Source organism: Streptomyces sp. NRRL S-37 (assembly GCF_000721605.1).
GTDB lineage: Bacteria > Actinomycetota > Actinomycetes > Streptomycetales > Streptomycetaceae > Streptomyces.
Genome location: NZ_JOIZ01000015.1, coordinates 236,780 through 254,028, shown reverse-complemented (window position 1 = coordinate 254,028; position 17,249 = coordinate 236,780). Strand labels below are relative to the sequence as shown.

The following is a 17,249-nucleotide window of genomic DNA, read 5'->3' as shown; positions in this document are numbered from 1 at the left end:
CACGCAAGGGAGACCACGTGACGAACCGGGAACGGGGGACCGGCCCGTCCCTTCCCCTGGTCGGCCGTGAGGCCCTCCTGCGGACGCTCGCCGCCGAAGCCGCCGCCGCCCGTGCCGGTCAGCCCCGGCTGATCGTCCTCGACGGGCCGGCGGGGGTCGGCAAGACCTCACTGCTGAGGGCCGCCCTCGGCGCCGGCGGGGCCTGCGACGGCATGACCGTGCTGTACGGGTCCTGCAGGGCGATCGACTCCGGCAACGGATACAGCGGTGTACGCGCCCTGTTCGGGCCGCTCGGCCTCACCGCCCGCCGCGGCCGTGCCACGGCGCTGCTCGAAGGAAGCGCCCGTCACGCCCTGCCCGCCCTCACCCCCGGCCGCGTCGACGGGGACACCGCACCCGGCGCCACCTATCCCGCGCTGAACGGCCTGTACTGGCTCGCCGCCAACCTCATGGCGGACCGCCCCCTGGTGCTGGCCCTCGACGACGTCCACTGGTGCGACGAACGGTCCCTGCGCTGGCTCGACTTCCTCCTGCGCCGCGCCGACGGAATGCCACTGCTCGTCGCGCTCGCCCAGCGCACCGCGTCCGAGCGTACGGCCGGCCCGGCCCTGACCGACCTGGTGGCCCACCACCGGCCCCTGACGCTGCACGTGCCGGCACTGTCGGCCCGCGACGTCGAGACGCTCGTCCGCCGGACCTTCCCCGAGGTCCCGCCGCGGCCGTCCTTCGTGGACACCCTCACCGCCGTGACCGGCGGCAGCCCGCTGGAACTCCAGCGGATCCTGCACAAGTTGCGCACCGGCGGGGTGAGTCCCGACGACACGGGCGTCCGGCGGATCACCGAGCTGGGCGGACGGGTCGTCGCCGGCTCCGTGCACGAGGCACTGCACGGTCAGCCGGCCGGAGTGCGCGAGGTGGCCCGGGCCCTGGCCGTGCTCGGTCCCGAACGGACCGAACACCTCGCCGCCCTCGCCGGGGTGTCCGCCGTGCAGGCCGAGGAGGCCGTGGACCTCCTGCGCCGCTTCGCCCTCGTCCAGTCCGACCGGAGCGAACTGGTGCACGACATGGTGCGTGCGGCGATCCTCTCCACGCTCGGTCCCACGGCCCTGGCCGATCTGCGCACCCGGGCCGCGCAACTGCTCAGCGACGTCGGACGCTCCCCCGAGCAGATCGCCGGCCAGCTGCTGCTCCTCCCGAGGGCCGACCAGCCGTGGATGACCGCCGTCTTCCTGGACGCCGCCACGCAGGCGGAGCAGCGGGGAGCCCCGGAGGCCGCCGCGCGCTACCTGGAGCGCGTCCTGGAGGCCGGGCCCGACACTCCGGAGATCCGGATGCGGCTCGCCGAAGTCCTCTCCGAGACGGACCCGGCCCGCTCCCTGGCACTGCTGCACGAGGCACTGGCCCTCGCCGGCGACGTCCGCACCCGCGCGACGGTCGCGGTCCGGCTCGCCCTGATCTGCCTGCGCGTCCAGCGGTCACCCGAAGGCGCCCGCGTACTGACCGAGGCCCTGGACGCCCTCCACACCGCACTCGGCACCGACCCCGAACCCGCCGACCGCGAACTCCTCACCACGGCCGAAGCCACCCTGCTGATCGTCGGTGCCGACGAGAAGAGCACCCTGCCCGCGGTGCGCGAACGGGCCGCCCTGCTGACCCCGCCGCCGGGGGACACGCCCGCCCAGCGCCAGCAGCTCGCCATGCTCACCGTGCTCACCGCGATGGACGGCCGTTCCGCCGCCGAGTCGGTCCGCCAGGCCCGGCGTGCCCTGCGCTCCCCGGGCGCGGCCCCCGGCGCGTGGTCGCTGCTGCCCGCCTCCCTCGCGCTCTCCCTCGCCGACGAGACCGGCGAGGCACTCGACGCGCTGGAGACGGTGCTGCGCGACAGCCGGCGGACCGCGGCGGTGTGGACGTACGTCCTCGCGCTCTCCACCCGCGCCTTCGTCCACCTGGACCGGGGCGGCGTCCTCCAGGCCCTGGCGGACGCCCAGACCGCCCTCGACCTGCTGGAGGAGGAGAGGAACTGGGGCGAGGGCGCCGTCCAGCCGCAGATCGCCTGCGCGCTCGCCCTCGTCGAACGCGGTGAGCCCGGCTGGGCCGAGGAGATGCTCGGCACCATCAAACGCCCGCGGATCGAGGACTTCGCGTGGGAGTACCACTGGTACCTCATGGCGCGGGCGCGCGCACGGTACGCGCACGGTGACTCGGAGAGCGCTCTCGAACTGCTGCGTGCCTGCGGGGACTCCCTGGCCCGGACGGGACTCGCCAATCCGGTCCTGGCCCCCTGGTGGTTGGACGCCGCCTGTCTGCTGGCCGAGTCGGGCCGCTTCGAGGAGGCCAGGGCGGCGGCCGACCACGGTGCCGGACCCGCCGAACGCTGGGGAACCCCGCGTGCCCTGGGCTACGCCGCCCTGGCCCGCGGTGTCGCCACACCCGGCCCGGAAGGAATCGTCGGGCTCCGGGAGGCGGTACGCCGGCTGGCGGACTCGCCGGCCCGCGCCGACCACGCCCGCGCGCTGCTGCTGCTGGGGCGGGCCCTGCTGGCGGACGGCGCACCGGGTGAGGCACGCGAACACCTGCGGGACGCGGTCGCGCTCGCCCGCCGCTGCGGCTGCGTGGCGCTCGCCCGGCGGGCCCGCGAGGAACTGGTCGGGGCCGGCGGCAGGATGCGGGAGGTCACGGTGTCACCGCTGGACATGCTGACCGGCACGGAACGCACGGTGGCCGCGCTGGTCGCCTCGGGAGTGACCAACCGGGAGGCCGCGGAGTCCTTGTTCGTGACGGTGCGCACGGTGGAGCTCCACCTCACGAGCGTCTACCGCAAACTCGGGATCACCCGCCGTGCCGAACTCGCGGGCGCCCTGCACGAGGACACCCCGCTCCCTCCCGGCCTCCGCGAGGGGCACACCGGACCCGATGCGACCCGGTGAGGCCACGCCGGCACAAGGCGATCCGACGAACGTCCCGGGCCGGGCGGACGAGGAAGGACACGGGCGTCCCCACGGCGACCAGCCGGCACTCGCCGATCTCCTCCTCCTGGAACGCGACCGTGAACAGGCCGTGCTGTCCGCCGTGATCGGGGAGCTGCGGTCGGGCCGCCCGGCCCTGGTCACGGTGACGGGCGAACCCGGGGCGGGACAAGGCGAGTTGCTGCGCTGGGCGGCCCGGCACGCCGCCGAGCGGGGACTGTGCGTCCTCACGGCGCGCGCGACACCCGCGGAACGGGACCTGCGCTACGGCGTGGTCGGCCAACTGCTGTCGGGGCACCAGAGGTTCGCCGACCAACTGCCGCATCTCCTCCTCGACCAGGGGGGACCCGGCCGGTTCCCCGGGCTCACCCGTCTGCTCACCGTGGCCCGTGAGCGGCCCACCCTCCTGGTGGTGGAGGACATCCACCAGCTCGACCCCGATTCGCTGCGCTGGCTGGAGGCCCTGATACGCCGGCTGCCCCGCGCGCCGCTGGCCGTGCTCACCGGCAGCATCCGCACGGCGGACATCGGTCTCGACTGGTGCGCGGGCAACCCGCTCACCGGCTCGGCCACCACCGTCGAACTGGCGCTGCCCGGCCTCACCCGCACCGGGACGGCCGACGCCGTACGGGCCTTCTGCGGCGCCCTCGGCGACCGTTCCTTCGTCGCCGCCGTCGCCGACGCGACCGGGGGCAACCCCGCCGTCGTACGGGACACCCTGCGCCGCTTCTCCCGAGCGGGGCACCCGCCGGACGCCGGCCACGTGGGGCACGTCCGTGCCCTCGCGGCCGAGGTGACCGGCGAGCACGCCGCCGCGGCGCTCGACGGGGTGCGGGACCCCGTCGCCCTCGACGTCCTGCGCGCCCTCGCGGTCTGTGACGACCTCCTCGACTTCCCACTGGTCCTGACCCTGGGCGAGCGGGGTGCCCTGTCCGAGACCCGGCTCCGCGCCGCCCTGCTGGACAGCGGCCTGGTCACCGTGCGCGACGGCCGGTTCCGGGTGCGCGGTCCGGTCGTGCGCGCCCGCGTCATCGAGGGGATGTCCATCGCCGAGCGCGCCGACCTGCACGCACGCGCCGCCGAACTGGCCCACCGGGCGGCCGCGGACGACCAGGGCATCGGCGACCTGCTGCTGCCGGCCCGCCCGGTCGGCGCCCCGTGGGTGGTGGACACGCTGTGCCGGGCGGCGGCCGCGGCGCTCCGCGGTGGCCGCCGCGACCGTGCCGCCGCCTACCTCTCCCGCGCCCTGGCCGAACCACTGTCCGAGGAGACCCGCATCCGTGTCCTGCTCCGACTGGCCCGCGTGGAACTGGTGATCGCGCCCGTCGCCGCCGGGCGCCGCATGGGCGGCATCATCCGCGAACCGGGAGAGGCGGCCGCGGACTTCCGGGCGCGGGCCGGCGACCTGTGTCTCCTCGGCGGAGACACGGACACCGCCCGGCGCGCCCTCGCCGAGTTCCTCGCCGGCCGCCGGCCGGACGAGGCGCGGGGGACACCGCCCGGCCCGGAGGCGGCGGAAGAGGCCACCGCCCGGCACGAGGAACTCACCGCCCTGTTCCGGGTGACGCAGCCGTTGCGCCGGACGCCCGGCGAGGTCGCCTTCCCGCCCGCACCGGAGCTGCCCCGTACCTCGCGGAACCCGGCCGTGAACGGCGTGCGGGCGTGGGAGACCGCCGTACGGGGTGTTGACTGCGAGGAGGCCCGACGGCAGGCCCGCACGGCCCTGGCCCCCGATCCCTCAGGCCGGCTCCCGCTCACCGTGCCCAGGCTGCTGGCCTGCCGTACGCTCCTGCTCACCGAGGACGGGGAGGAGGCCGAGACGCACCTGTGCGCCCTGCTGGCCGAGGCCCACCGAGCACACTGCTCCGTGTCCGTCGCCCGGGTGCTCGCCCTCCGCGCCGAACTCCACCTGAGGCACGGCCGTCCCGACCTCGCTGCCCGCGACCTGGCCGCCGCCGACCGCGAACTGCCCCCGGACAGCAGGCACCCGCTGTCCTACCCCTACTGGACGGCGCTCGGCATCCTCACCGACCTCGCCGACGGCCGGCCGGACCGGGCGCGGGCCGCCGCCGGGCGCCCCGTGCCGCCCCCCGCCGAGGAGTCCGTGAGCGGTGCCCGACTGCTGTTCGCCCGCGGCCTGCTGGCCCAGGCCGACGACGACCCCCACCAGGCCCGGTCGCTCTTCCGGACCTGCGGGCGCTGGCTCCTGCAGTACGGCTGGACCAACCCGGCGCTCCTTCCCTGGCGTTCCGGGGCCGCCGAGGCGGCCCACGCCCTCGGCGACACCGCACAGGCCCTGAGGCTCGCGCGGGAGGAACTCGAACTCGCCGAACGCTGGGGCACGCCCGGCTCCATCGGCGCGGCCCAGCTCTGCCTCGCCACGATGAGCGGTGAGGACCGCGTCCAGCGGCTCCGGTGGGCCGTCGACAGTCTCGGCCGGGCCCCCTCCCGGACCGCCTACACCCGCGCGGTCGTGGCCCTGGCCTCCGCCGAGAGCGGCGAGCCCGACCGCGCGACGGCCGTCGCCGCACCGGCGGCCGACGGGGCCGGTAACGGAGGCGCCGGACCGTACGGCGTCGTGGCACGGCGTCCCGGTGTCTCCGCGCCCCCGCCCACGGGGGCCCTCGCCGACGCACCGCCGTCCGCGTGGCGGAGCCTCTCGCCGGGGGAGCGGGCCGCCGCCGCGCTCGCCGCCCAGGGGCTCGTCAACCGGGAGATAGCCGCCGCGCTGTCGGTGACCACCCGCACCGTGGAGCTGCGCCTCAGCGGTGTCTACCGCAAGCTTCGCATCCGGGGGCGCGACGAACTGCGCGCCCTGGTCCAAGGCACGCAGGAGGACTGACCGCATGCTGCTGGAGCGCACCACCGAAACGTCCCTGGTCGACGCGGCGCTGACCGCGGCCGGCCGGGGCAGGTCCTCCCTGATCCTGGTCACCGGCCCGCTCGGCATCGGGCGGTCGGCCCTGCTGAGGTCCCTGCCCGCCCTGGCCGACGGCCACGACGACATCCGGGTGCTGCGGGCCAACGCGGCGCCCATGGAACAGGACTTCGCCTTCGGAGTCGTACGGCAGCTCTTCGAGAGCCTGCTGTCCGGCTCGTCCGAGGACACCCGCGCCCGCTGGATGGACGCCCACGCCTCCTTCGCCCGGCACGTCTTCGCCGACGACAGCGCCTCGCCCGGAGCGGACCAGGCCGCCGCGGCCACCGAGGCGGTCCTGCACGGTCTGCTGTCCCTCCTGGCCAACGTCAGCGCCGACGGCAGACTCCTCGTCCTCGTCGACGACCTCCAGTGGTCCGACGTGCCCTCCCTGCGCTGGCTCACCTACCTGGCCAAACGGCTGCACGGCCTGCGGGCCGTCGTCGTGTGCACCCTGCGCGACGGGGACCCCCGCACCCATCACACCCTGGTGCGGGAGGTCAGGGAGGCCGCCACCCAGTCCCTGCGGCCCGCGTCGCTCAGCCTCGCCGCCACCCGTGAGCTGGTGCGCGCACACTTCGGTGAGCCCGGCGACGACACCTTCGTCCACGCCTGTCACGAGACGGCCGCGGGCAACCCGCTGTTCCTGATGTCCATCCTGCTCGGCATGGAACACGCCGGCCTGCGGCCGCTCGCCGAACACGCCGACCGGGCACGCTCGCTGCGCCCCTCGCAGCTGCGGAAGCGCCTCGCCGGGATCCTGCGCACCCAGGCCCAGCCGGTCCGCGACCTCGCGGCCGCCATCGCGGTACTCGGCGACCACGTCGACCCTGACAACGTTGCCCGTCTGGCGTGCCTCGACCCCGTGGGCTACACGGCGGCGCTGCGCACCCTGGCGGCCCTCGGGCTCGTCGCCGCGCCCGGCGAGCCGCGCTTCGTCCACCGGGTCGTACGGGACGCCGTGGAGTCGACCCTGACCATGGTCCGGCGCGAGCAGCTCCACGACGAGGCGGCCGCGCTGCTCTACGCCTCGGGCCGCCCCGCCGAGCAGGTCGCCGCGCAGCTCATGGCCGTCGTCACCCGTCACCAGCCGTGGACCGTGGACGTCCTGCGGTCCGCCGCGGACACCGCCCTGCGCCGCGGCGCCCCCGACGCCGCGGTCCGCTACCTGCGGCGCGCCCTTCTCGACAGCGCCGCGCAGGGCGTCGACCGGGCCCGCCTGCTCGTCGAACTCGGCACCGCCGAGCGCGTCTTCGACCCATCGGCCTGTGAACGGCACATCGCTCAGGCGATCGGTCTGCTGCCCGAGGCGCGGGACCGTGCCGCGGCGGTGCTGCGCATCGCGCCCACCCCCCTCGGGCCCGCCCCGTCCGGCGTGGTCGACCTGCTGCGCCAAGCCGCGGAAGGACTCGGGCCGGCCGCCGCGCTCACCGGGACCGATCGCGACCTGGCCCTGCGCCTGGAGGCCCGGCTGCGCCACTGCGCCTACGAGAACCCCTACGAACTCGCCGACGCCACCGAGCGCCTGCGGCGGCTCGGCTCCGCACCGCCGCTGGACACCGGCGGCGAGCGGGAGCTGACGATCGCGCTGCTCCTCGCCGCCACCTTCGGCGCCGGCCTGCCGGCCGCGGACGTGGTCCGCCGGGCGGAACACGTCCTGGACCGGGAGCCGGCGACCTCCGCCCGCGTCCAGTCCACCCTTCCCCTGGTGGTCATCACCATGGTCGCCGCCGACTCCGTGGAGGCGCTCGACTCCTGGCTCGCCGTCGAGTACCGGGCCCGGGAACGGCACACCACGCCGACCGACGCGCTGGTGCACATCGAAAGGGCCCTGATCCACATCGCCCGGGGCCGGCTCGACCAGGCCCGCGAACAGTCCGAGACCGCCCTGCGCATGACCGAGGCGGACCGGCACGGTCTCGGTACGGTCGCCACCCTCGCGCACGCGATGGTGGCGCTGGAGACCCGGGACCCCGCCCTGGCACGGCGCGTGGTCCGGCGCGCCGAACGGATCCGCGGCGAGGAGCTGACCGTCACCGCGATGCTGCGTCTGCTGCAGGCCGCCGGTGAGGTGGCGGCCGGCGACCTCACCGGAGCGCTGGACTCCCTGCGGTCCTGCGGCCGCCGCCTGGACGCCGCCGGCTGGCAGAACCCGGTGCTGTTCCCCTGGCGGCCCTGGGCCATCGGGGTCCATCGCCGCCTCGGAGACCTCCGTGCCGCGCGTTCCCTCGCGGAGGAGGAGCACGCCCGGGCCGAACGGTGGGGGGCACCGGTGGGTCTGGGCCGGGCGCTGCGCCTGCGGGGCCGGCTGGAGGAGGGCGGCCGGGGAACGGCCCTGCTGCGTCAGGCGGTCACCGTACTGCGCGGCTCCGCCCATCAGCTGGAACTGGCCCGCGCCCTGCTCGCGCTCGCCGAACGCCTGGGCGGGGGAGTGGAGTCGGAGGCCCTGGCCCGGGAGGCCGCCACGCTGGCCACCGCGTGCGGTGCGCCGTGGCTGGTGGAGCGCGCCGCCGTCGGCGGCGGGCCGCCGCTCTCCGCCGTCCCCGCCCCGCAGGCCGTTCTCACCCGCACCGAACGCCGGGTCGCCGCCTTCGCGTGCGAGGGGCTGACGAACCAGGAGATCGCCGAGACCATGGGAGTCAGCTCCCGGGCGGTGGAGAAGCACCTCACCCATTCCTACCGGAAACTCGGCATCGCCGGCCGACGGGAACTGATCGCCCTGATTTCCGGAACATAAAAGGTATCCGACTTCAGAGAGCAAGCCCTTTCCGAACGCCCGGAAACGGTGTGTGGAATTCCCTCACCGTGCCCGGGCGTTTCCGTGTGCCGGGCTCACGGTGTGGCGGAGCCCCGCCCGCGGACCGCCCGCCCGCCCACGGCGGGCCCGGCCGCCCCCTGTGGGACCGCTCCCATCGACCCAGAGCGCCGACCGCGCTCCTCTGCATGCTCCCACCAGGGGTTTTCTCGCGGCATGAGTGACCTGCCCGCTCGCGGACGCCACGGGCACACCGAACCCCGGGCACCGGACTCCTTCGGTGCGGGACCGTACCTACCGAAGGGTCGACCACAGTATTGGCGGGCCGGCCCCGCTCCACATTGACCCGCGGATACCCGTCTCCGTAATCTCCGCATCATTCACTCACCGGCACGGCTTTCCAGAGGGATCGGGCACTTCCGAGCCCTCTCCGAAAGACGTCCGTGTTCTTGGTTCCCTCGCCGCACCACGCAGAAGGGTCTGAGTCCCTTGACGCTCTCCCCCCACGACCTCGTCATGGATCGTCCGCTCGCCGCCGACGGGCCCGAAGGGCTGGACGCCGCGGCCGCCGGCGTCCACGGTTCCCCCACCTCGGTGGCCTGTCTGGACCCCGCCCTGACCATCCAGCAGGTCAATCAGGAGTTCGACCGCCGGTTCGGCGGTCCCGCGGAGGAGCTCTGCGGCCGGCCCTTCTGCGACCTGGTGCACCCCAGCGTCCGTCAGCCCCTGATGCGGCAGTTCTCACGCGTGCTGGAGGGCAAGGGGCACCGGTTCGCCACCGAGGTCATCACCGTGGGCCAGGACACCGCGCACACGCTCCCGATGACCGCGATGGCGGTGCGCGGCAGCCACATCCCGGACGTCGCCGCGATCCTGGTGATGCTGCCCGCGGCGGACGAGGAGAGCCCGGACTCCGGGGTCGTGGTGCCCCGGAAGAAGCTTCTCAGCGAGGTGGACGCCCGCATCCTCGAAGGCATAGCCGCCGGTGTCTCCACCGTGCCGCTCGCCTCCCGCCTCTACCTCAGCCGCCAGGGAGTCGAGTACCACGTCTCCGGTCTGCTCCGGAAGCTCAAGGTGCCGAACCGGGCCGCCCTGGTGTCCCGGGCCTACTCCATGGGCGTGCTCAAGGTCGGCACCTGGCCGCCGAAGGTCGTCGAGGACTTCATCAAGTGACCCCGGTACCCGTCGGCCGGGACACGTTCCGCCGGGGCGGCGACCGGTGACCTCTCTCTCCCCGGCGGGTGGCACGGTGGACTCCATGACCGAACTGAACGGCTCGCCCGCCGACCCGGAGGCGCTGCGGGCCCTGGCCCTGACCAACTACGGCCACTTCACCACCATGGCGGTCGAGGACGGCCGGGTCCGCGGACCGGAACTGCACCTCGACCGTCTGGCCCGGGACTGCCGTGTCCTCTTCGACGCGCCGCTCGACCTCGCACGGGTGCGGGCCTGGGCGCGCCGGGCGGTGCCGGCCACGGGCCGGCGCACCGTACGGATCACCGTCTTCGATCCGGCCCTCCACCTCGGCACCATCGCGCAGGACGCGGACCCGCGGGTGCTGGTGACGGCCAGGCCCGCGCCCGCCGCCGGGGCGGAGCCGCTGCGGGTGCGGTCCGCCGTCCACCTCCGGGACCTGCCGGAGGTGAAGGGCGTCGGACTGTTCGGCGTGCTGCGGCTGCGGCGCGAGGCGCGGCGGGCCGGCTTCGACGACGTCCTGTTCACGGACGGCGACTCGACGGTGCTGGAGGGCAGTACCTGGAACGTCGGCGTCGTCCGTGAGGGCCGGGTGGTCTGGCCCGACGGCCCGGCGCTGGCGGGCACCGCCCGCGAGCTCCTGCGCCGCGCCGGTGCCGGGACGAGCGCCCGCGTCACCTTGCCCGAACTCGCCGAGTGCGAGGCCGTGTTCGCGACCAACGCCGCCGTCGGGGTGGTCCCCGTCACCCAGGTGGACGACCTCGTGTTCCCCGCCGACCACCCGGTGGTGACCGGCCTCGCCGAACGCTACGCGTCGCTCCCGGCCGAGAGGCTGTAGTCCGCACGCGCCCCGGCACGGGGCGCGTGCGCGCCACATGGTTGACAGGTGTACATCAAAGCGGAACGCTTGAGAGCGCTCTCATTCCCTTCCCCCCACCGACGAAGTCGAACGGAGGCAGAGCATGCTCCGATTGCTCGGACGCCGCGTCCTCACCGCGGGGACGGCCATCGCCGCGGTGATCGCCGGCTCACTGCTCACCGCGGGGACGGCCGCCCCCGCCCACGCGGCGGTCCCGGACACCATCCCCCTCAAGATCACCAACAACTCGGGCCGCGGCGACCAGGTGTACATCTACAACCTCGGCACCCAGCTCTCGACCGGCAGACAGGGCTGGGCCGACGCGAGCGGCACCTTCCACCCCTGGCCGGCCGGCGGCAACCCGCCCACTCCCGCGCCCGACGCCTCGATCACGGGCCCGGCGGCGGGACGGTCCACGACCATCCGCGTCCCCAAGTTCTCCGGCCGCATCTACTTCTCCTACGGTCAGAAACTCGTGTTCAAGCTGACCACCGGCGGACTGGTGCAGCCCGCCGTGCAGAACCCGTCGGACCCCAACCGGAACATCCTCTTCAACTGGTCCGAGTACACGCTCAACGACGCGGGCCTGTGGCTCAACAGCACCCAGGTCGACATGTTCTCCGCGCCCTACTCGGTGGGTGTGCGGCGCGCCGACGGCAGCACGACGAGCACCGGCAGGCTCAAGCCCGGCGGCTACAACGCGGTCCTCAACACCCTCAGGGGGCAGTCCGGAGGCTGGGGCAACCTGGTCCAGACCCGCTCCGACGGCACCGTACTGCGCGCGCTGTCCCCGCTGTACGGACTGGAGACGGGCGCCCTGCCGGCGTCGGTCATGGACGACTACATCAACCGGGTCTGGCGGAAGTACTCCGGCTCCACCCTCACGGTCACGCCCTTCACCGACCAGCCCGGCGTCAAGTACTACGGCCGGGTCTCGGGTGACGTCATGAACTTCACCAACGCCTCGGGCGCCGTCGTCACCAGCTTCCAGAAGCCGGACGCCTCCTCCGTCTTCGGCTGCCACCGCAGGCTCGACGCCCCGAACGACCAGGTACGCGGCCCCATTTCGCGCACCCTCTGCGCGGGCTTCAACCGCTCCACGCTCCTGACCAACCCCAACCAGCCCGACTCCGGCTCCGGCGGCTTCTACCAGGACTCCGTCACCAACCACTACGCCCGCGCCGTCCACGCGCAGATGGCCGACGGCAAGGCGTACGCCTTCGCCTTCGACGACGTCGGCAACCACGAGTCGCTCGTCCACGACGGCAACCCGAGCGAGGCGTCCCTGACCCTCGACTCCTTCAACTGACCGGGCCGGTGGCGGCGCCCGGACCGGAAGCGCCGCCACCGGGCCACCGCGGGACACCGGTCAGCGCGCCGGTACGGGCCGCACGGCCAGGACGGCGATGTCGTCGTCGCTGTCGGCGCCCAGCCCGATGAGCAACTCGTCGCAGAACACGTCGAGCGGCTCCCGGGCCAGCGCCGCGGCATGCCGGCGGAGCCGCTCCATGGCGTCGTCCAGGTGTTCTCCCCGGCGTTCGATCAGTCCGTCGGTGTACAGCAGCACCGTCGCGTGCGCCGGGATCGCGTCCCGGGCCCGGGGACGGGACACCCGGGGATCCACCCCGAGCAGCAGCCCCGAGCCGCCCTCCAGATAGCGGGTGCGGCCGTCCGGTTCGACGAGCAGCGGCGGCGGATGCCCGGCGGAGGAGTGCATCAGTTCCCAGGGGCCGTCCTCACGGCCCTTGACCAGGGCATAGATACAGGTGGCGGTGGACTCGGGATAGAGGCTGTGGCTCGCCATGTCCAGGCGGCGCAGAACGGTCTCGGGCGGCTCCTGACGGTCCACGGCGATGCCCCGCAGCATGCTGCGCAGCTGGCTCATGGCGATGGCCGCGTCCAGGTCGTGCCCGGTGACGTCGCCGATGACCAGCGCCGTGTCCCCGCCGGGCAGGAGGAAGCCGTCGTACCAGTCACCGCCGACCTGCGCGGTGGCGGAGGAGGAGGCGTAGCGGGCGGCCAGCCGCAGATGACCGACCTCCGGCAGCCTCGGCAGCAGCGACCGCTGGAGACGTTCGGCGATGTTGCGCGTCTCCTGGTGGAGACGGAGGTTGTCCACGCCCAGGGCGAGACCGCGCACCAGGTCGTGGACCAGCGGCAGATCCTCTTCCGTGAACGGCGTCCCGGGTCCGCGGCGGGCCACCGTGAGGGCGCCGATGATCTGCCTGCGGGCCCGCAGCGGGGCGACGACCGCGCTGTCCGCGCCCATGATCCGGAACAGCCCCAGGTAATGGGCGTCCAGAGGGCTCGCGACCTGGCTGGACGGCGGCGGCCCGGTGAGCAGCAGCGGGCCCGCCCCGCGCAGCGCACGGGCCAGGGGACCGCGGGCGGCGTCGGACACCGGCGGGAGCCGGCCCTCGTACTCCTCGGGCCGGGGGCCGCGGGGCGAGCGGTGGGTGAGGGCGACCCGCTCCACCTGGCCGCTCTCCGTGAACAGGTCCACCGCGCACCAGTCGGCCAGCCGCCGGGTGATGATCCGGCCCACCCGCTCCAGCCCCTCTTCCAGGTGCGGGGCGTTGCTCAGCGCGGCCGATGTCTCGGCCAGCAGCGACAGCCGCTCCAGCGTGGGCCGGTCCGCGTCCCGGCCGGGGTCGCCGGCGGCCGGCGGGGGCAGCCGCTCCGGTTCCTCCTGTGCCGGGGACCGGACGCGGCCGGGCAGGTCCGTGGCGGGGCCGGGAACGGCCGCCCGCGGGGCGAGCTGGGCGACGAAGACGGTACGGCCGTCGGCCGTCTCCTGCGGCTGGATGAACAGCCGTACGGGGATCAGCCGGCCGTCGCGGTGCAGCGCGGGCAGCGGCACCGAGCGGCCCAGGATCCGGGGCTGCCCGCTGAGCAGCAGGGACGTGAACGCCGCGACGTGCCGTCTGCGGAGGTGTTCCGGGACGAGGGTGGTGAGCGGACGCCCGACGAGGTCGTCCACGTGCCAGCCGAGCAGGTCCGCCGCCGGCCCGTTCGCCGCGATGATCCGGTTCCGCTCGTCGGCGGCGATCGTCGGAGTCCTGCTCGCCTGCACCTGCCCGGCGTCCCACGCCACCAGCTCCGAGGGGCTGGTGCCCGGATCCCCGGGCATCACCGTCCACGCCGTAGGGGGCGCCCCCGCCAGCTGGCCGACGATCTGGTCGAACAGCCACTGGTGGAAGAGACGCTGCCGCGGCAGCGCCGGGAGCGTCAGCAGGAGCTCCTCACGGGCGCTCTCCTCGACCAGGTCGAGCACCGCGCGCAGGGTCTGCACCGACGGCTCGGCGTCCGGCGGCACCGACAGGGGCAGTGAGCGGATCGCCTGCCCGGCGGGCTCCCGCCGCAACACGGCCGTCAGGGACGCGGTGATCAGCTGGCTCGTGTCCAGCGCGACGGCCAGGTCCTTCGGGGGCACACCGAGATCGTGGCCGGCGGCGACGGCCAGGGTCACCTCGCGCAGCAGGGCGTGCCGGTGCTGCTGAGCCGCCGCGTAGAGTGCCGCCGGCACGTCGAGCAGCGTCACCGTCGGTCCCGGCACGGAGGGTGCCTCGGCGGGCTCCCAGCCGTCCGGACGCCGGGGCGGCCCCTCGGGCCGCAGCTCGAACCAGACCGTCTTGCCCCCGGCACCGGTCTCGACGCCCCGCCGGGACGACAGTCCGGCGATCAGCGGCAGACCCTGCCCCGTACCGGCGTAGGGCGGGCATCCGTGCCGCACGAGCCCGCGGTCCGGCCGGCGGTCGCCGACCCGCACATGGACCGTGCCGTCGTCGACACGGACCGTCACCTCGGCCTCGGTACGGGCATGCAGGACGACATTGGTGACCAGCTCACTGACCAGCAGCTGAGCCGTGTCCACCAGGTCCGGTGCGGCACCGTCGAGGGCGGCCCGCACGAACCGCCGGGCCTCCGCCACGCTCTGCGGCGCCGGAGGGAACCGACGCGACGGTGTCCCGCGGGCATCGAGGTCGGCCATGACCTCAGTCTGCCTCACCGGCCCCGGCCGTCCCCCGGCCGACACGGTGGAACCCCGCCGGACGTCCTCCCGGGCGGATCCCGGGGGATCACCGTGCCCGGCGGGCCCCATAAGGTGCCCTCATGTCTGCCACGTTGAACGCGGGGAGAACCCGCGCCGCGCTGCGCACGTCGGCGCGCGTCTCCGGTGAGCTGCTGCTGGTCCTGGTGGCGGCGGCGGTGGTGCTGTGGGTGCTGGGCCGGATGTGGTCGGTGGTCTGGCCGCTGATAGTCGGTCTCCTCCTCACCACGCTCACCTGGCCCCCGACCCGTTTCCTGCGCCGGCTCGGCCTGGCCCCCGCGCTCGCCGCCTCCCTGGTGACCGTGCTGTTCCTGGCGGTGGCCGCGGGCACCGCGGCCCTGATCGCGGTACCCGTGGCATCGGAGGCCGGCGAGCTGACCGACGGGGTCGTCGAGGGCGTCCAGAAGCTGCGCGAATGGGCCGCGGGGCCGCCGCTGAACATCGACGACGCCCAGATCGCGGATGCCTTCGACACCGCGACCGCCCGCATCCAGGACAGCGCCGGGGCCATCGCCACCACCGCCGTCACCGGCGTGAGCACCCTCTTCAGCGGTGTGGTCACGGCCGTCCTCGCGCTCTTCCTGATGTTCTTCTTCCTCAAGGACGGCCCGCGCTTCCTGCCCTGGCTCGGCCGGCAGCTCCCCGGCCGGCTCGCCGCGGACGTGCCCGCCGTCGCCGAGCGGTGCTGGCTCACCCTGGGCTCGTTCGTACGGTCCCAGGCGCTCGTCGGCCTGATCGACGCCGTACTGATCGGCCTGGGCCTGTGGATCCTGGACGTCCCCCTGGTGCTGCCGCTGTCGGTGCTGACCTTCGTGTCCGCGTTCGTGCCCATCGTGGGCGCCCTGTTCGCCGGCTTCGTCGCGGTGCTGATCGCGCTGGTGTCCAACGGCCTGACGGACGCGCTGCTCGTGCTGGCCGTCATCGTCGTGGTGCAGCAGCTCGAGGGCAACGTGTTCCAGCCCATGATCCAGAGCCGTGGTCTCGGACTGCACGCGGCGGTCGTCCTGCTGGCGGTGACGCTCGGCGGCAGCCTCTCCGGCATCGTCGGCAGCCTGCTCGCCGTACCGGTGGCCGCGCTGATCGCGGTCGTCTGGAACTATCTGCGCGAACAGCTCTCCGACCCGCCGCCCGCACCGCCGGCCGACGGCTCGTCCGCCTGACCGGCACGCCCCCTTCCGCACCGACAGGAGCCCCCGTGACGTACGACCTCACCGCACTGCGCGCCCAGGTGCCCGCGCTGGCCGCCGGCACCGCGCACTTCGACGGCCCCGGCGGCACCCAGACGCCGCTGCCCGTCATCGAGGCGATCGCCGCCGCGCTGTCCCGGCCGCTCTCGATCCGCGGCGACGGCCTGCCCGGCGAGCGCAACGCCGAGACCGTCGTCGTCGAGGCCCGGCGCGCCATGGCCGACCTGCTGGGCGCCGACCCGGCGGGCGTCGTCTTCGGCCGCAGCGCCACCCAGCTCACCTACGACTTCTCCCGCACCCTCGCCGCGACCTGGTCACCGGGCGACGATGTGGTCGTCACCCGGCTGGACCACGACGCCAACATCCGCCCCTGGACGCAGGCGGCCGAACGGGCCGGCTGCACCGTCCGGTGGGCGGACTTCGACCCGGCCACCGGAGAACTGACCGCCGACGACATCCGCGACCGACTCTCCGGCCGCACCCGGCTGGTGGCCGTCACCGCGGCCTCCAACCTGATCGGCACGATGCCCCCGATCGCCGAGATCGCGCGGATCACGCACGAGGCGGGCGCCCTGCTGTACGTCGACGGCGTGCACTACGCCGCACACGCCCCGGTCGACGTCGAGGCGCTCGGCGCGGACTTCTTCGTCTGCTCCCCGTACAAGTTCCTCGGCCCTCACCACGGCGTCCTGGCCGCCCGCCCCGCACTTCTGGAGACACTGCGCCCGGACAAACTGCTGCCCTCCACGGACGTGGTGCCCGAGCGCTTCGAACTGGGCACGCTGCCCTACGAGTTCCTCGCGGGCACCCGTGCGGCGGTCGACTTCCTGGCCGGGCTGGGCGACGGGCCGGGCGGCAGCCGCCGGGAACGGCTCGCCTCGGCGTTCGAGAGGATCGAGGAACACGAGGGCGTCCTGCGCGACCGGCTGGAGAAGGGGCTGGCGGCCCTGCCCCGGGTCACCGTCCACTCCCGGGCGGCCCGGCGCACCCCGACCCTGCTGCTCACCCTCGGCGGCCACCGCACCGAGGACGCCTACCGCTTCCTCGCCGGGCGCGGCGTCCACGCGCCCTCCGGCAGCTTCTACGCGCTGGAGGCGTCCCGCCGCCTCGGCCTCGGCGACGCCGGCGGCCTCCGCGTCGGTCTGGCCCCCTACACCAGCGGCGAGGACGTCGACCGACTGCTGACGGGCCTGTCCGACTTCCTGGAGCGGGGGACGGACGCGCGGGGGTGAGGGCGGCGGCCTCACCCACGGCCTCCGCGGCGCCACTGCCCCGTGGGCCCCGGTCCGGCCGGCGTCCCCGCCCTCCCGCCGGCGCGGC

The 17,249-nt window shown here is 74.6% G+C and carries 9 protein-coding genes; 8 read left to right on the top strand and 1 reads right to left on the bottom strand.

Annotation, left to right across the window (positions count from 1 at the left end):
- The first annotated feature begins 17 nt into the window (after nucleotides 1-17).
- The 6 genes from IH50_RS0122430 to IH50_RS0122405 all read left to right on the top strand — a co-directional run bounded on the left by IH50_RS0122430 (nucleotide 18) and on the right by IH50_RS0122405 (nucleotide 12,000).
- Entirely contained in the window at nucleotides 18-2,927 is a 2,910-nt protein-coding gene (locus IH50_RS0122430) for an ATP-binding protein (RefSeq protein ID WP_051767411.1), read from the top strand.
- Nucleotides 2,914-5,808 (top strand): helix-turn-helix transcriptional regulator, encoded by a 2,895-nt coding sequence (locus tag IH50_RS0122425; protein ID WP_078914069.1) that lies wholly within the window; start codon nucleotides 2,914-2,916, stop codon nucleotides 5,806-5,808. The genes IH50_RS0122430 and IH50_RS0122425 overlap by 14 nt, the downstream gene beginning before the upstream one ends.
- A 4-nt stretch (nucleotides 5,809-5,812) precedes the next feature.
- Nucleotides 5,813-8,620 carry an ATP-binding protein gene (locus IH50_RS0122420; protein ID WP_030865111.1) on the top strand — a complete coding sequence of 936 codons (2,808 nt, stop codon included), beginning with the start codon at nucleotides 5,813-5,815 and terminating at the stop codon, nucleotides 8,618-8,620.
- A gap of 507 nt (nucleotides 8,621-9,127) precedes the next feature.
- Complete coding sequence (locus tag IH50_RS0122415) at nucleotides 9,128-9,811, top strand: PAS domain-containing protein (RefSeq protein WP_107062109.1); 684 nt, start codon at nucleotides 9,128-9,130, stop codon at nucleotides 9,809-9,811.
- 85 nt (nucleotides 9,812-9,896) lie between these two features.
- Nucleotides 9,897-10,670: an aminotransferase class IV gene (locus IH50_RS0122410; protein WP_030865105.1), complete on the top strand. Its 774-nt coding sequence runs from the start codon at nucleotides 9,897-9,899 to the stop codon at nucleotides 10,668-10,670.
- 124 nt (nucleotides 10,671-10,794) lie between these two features.
- Nucleotides 10,795-12,000, top strand: a complete 1,206-nt coding sequence (locus tag IH50_RS0122405; protein WP_030865104.1) for a glycoside hydrolase family 64 protein — start codon at nucleotides 10,795-10,797, stop codon at nucleotides 11,998-12,000.
- A 60-nt stretch (nucleotides 12,001-12,060) separates the two neighbouring features.
- Here the strand turns inward: IH50_RS0122405 and IH50_RS0122400 are convergent, their stop codons facing one another.
- The gene (locus IH50_RS0122400; protein WP_078914068.1) at nucleotides 12,061-14,682 is read right to left on the bottom strand and encodes a SpoIIE family protein phosphatase; all 2,622 of its coding nucleotides are present in this window, start codon (nucleotides 14,680-14,682) and stop codon (nucleotides 12,061-12,063) included.
- Between the two features lie 122 nt (nucleotides 14,683-14,804).
- Between IH50_RS0122400 and IH50_RS0122395 the strand changes: the two genes are divergently transcribed.
- Nucleotides 14,805-15,902, top strand: a complete 1,098-nt coding sequence (locus IH50_RS0122395; protein WP_030865100.1) for an AI-2E family transporter — start codon at nucleotides 14,805-14,807, stop codon at nucleotides 15,900-15,902.
- Nucleotides 15,903-15,937: 35 nt separating this feature from the next.
- Entirely contained in the window at nucleotides 15,938-17,161 is a 1,224-nt protein-coding gene (locus IH50_RS0122390; protein ID WP_030865098.1) for a cysteine desulfurase-like protein, read from the top strand.
- The last annotated feature ends 88 nt before the right edge of the window (nucleotides 17,162-17,249 follow it).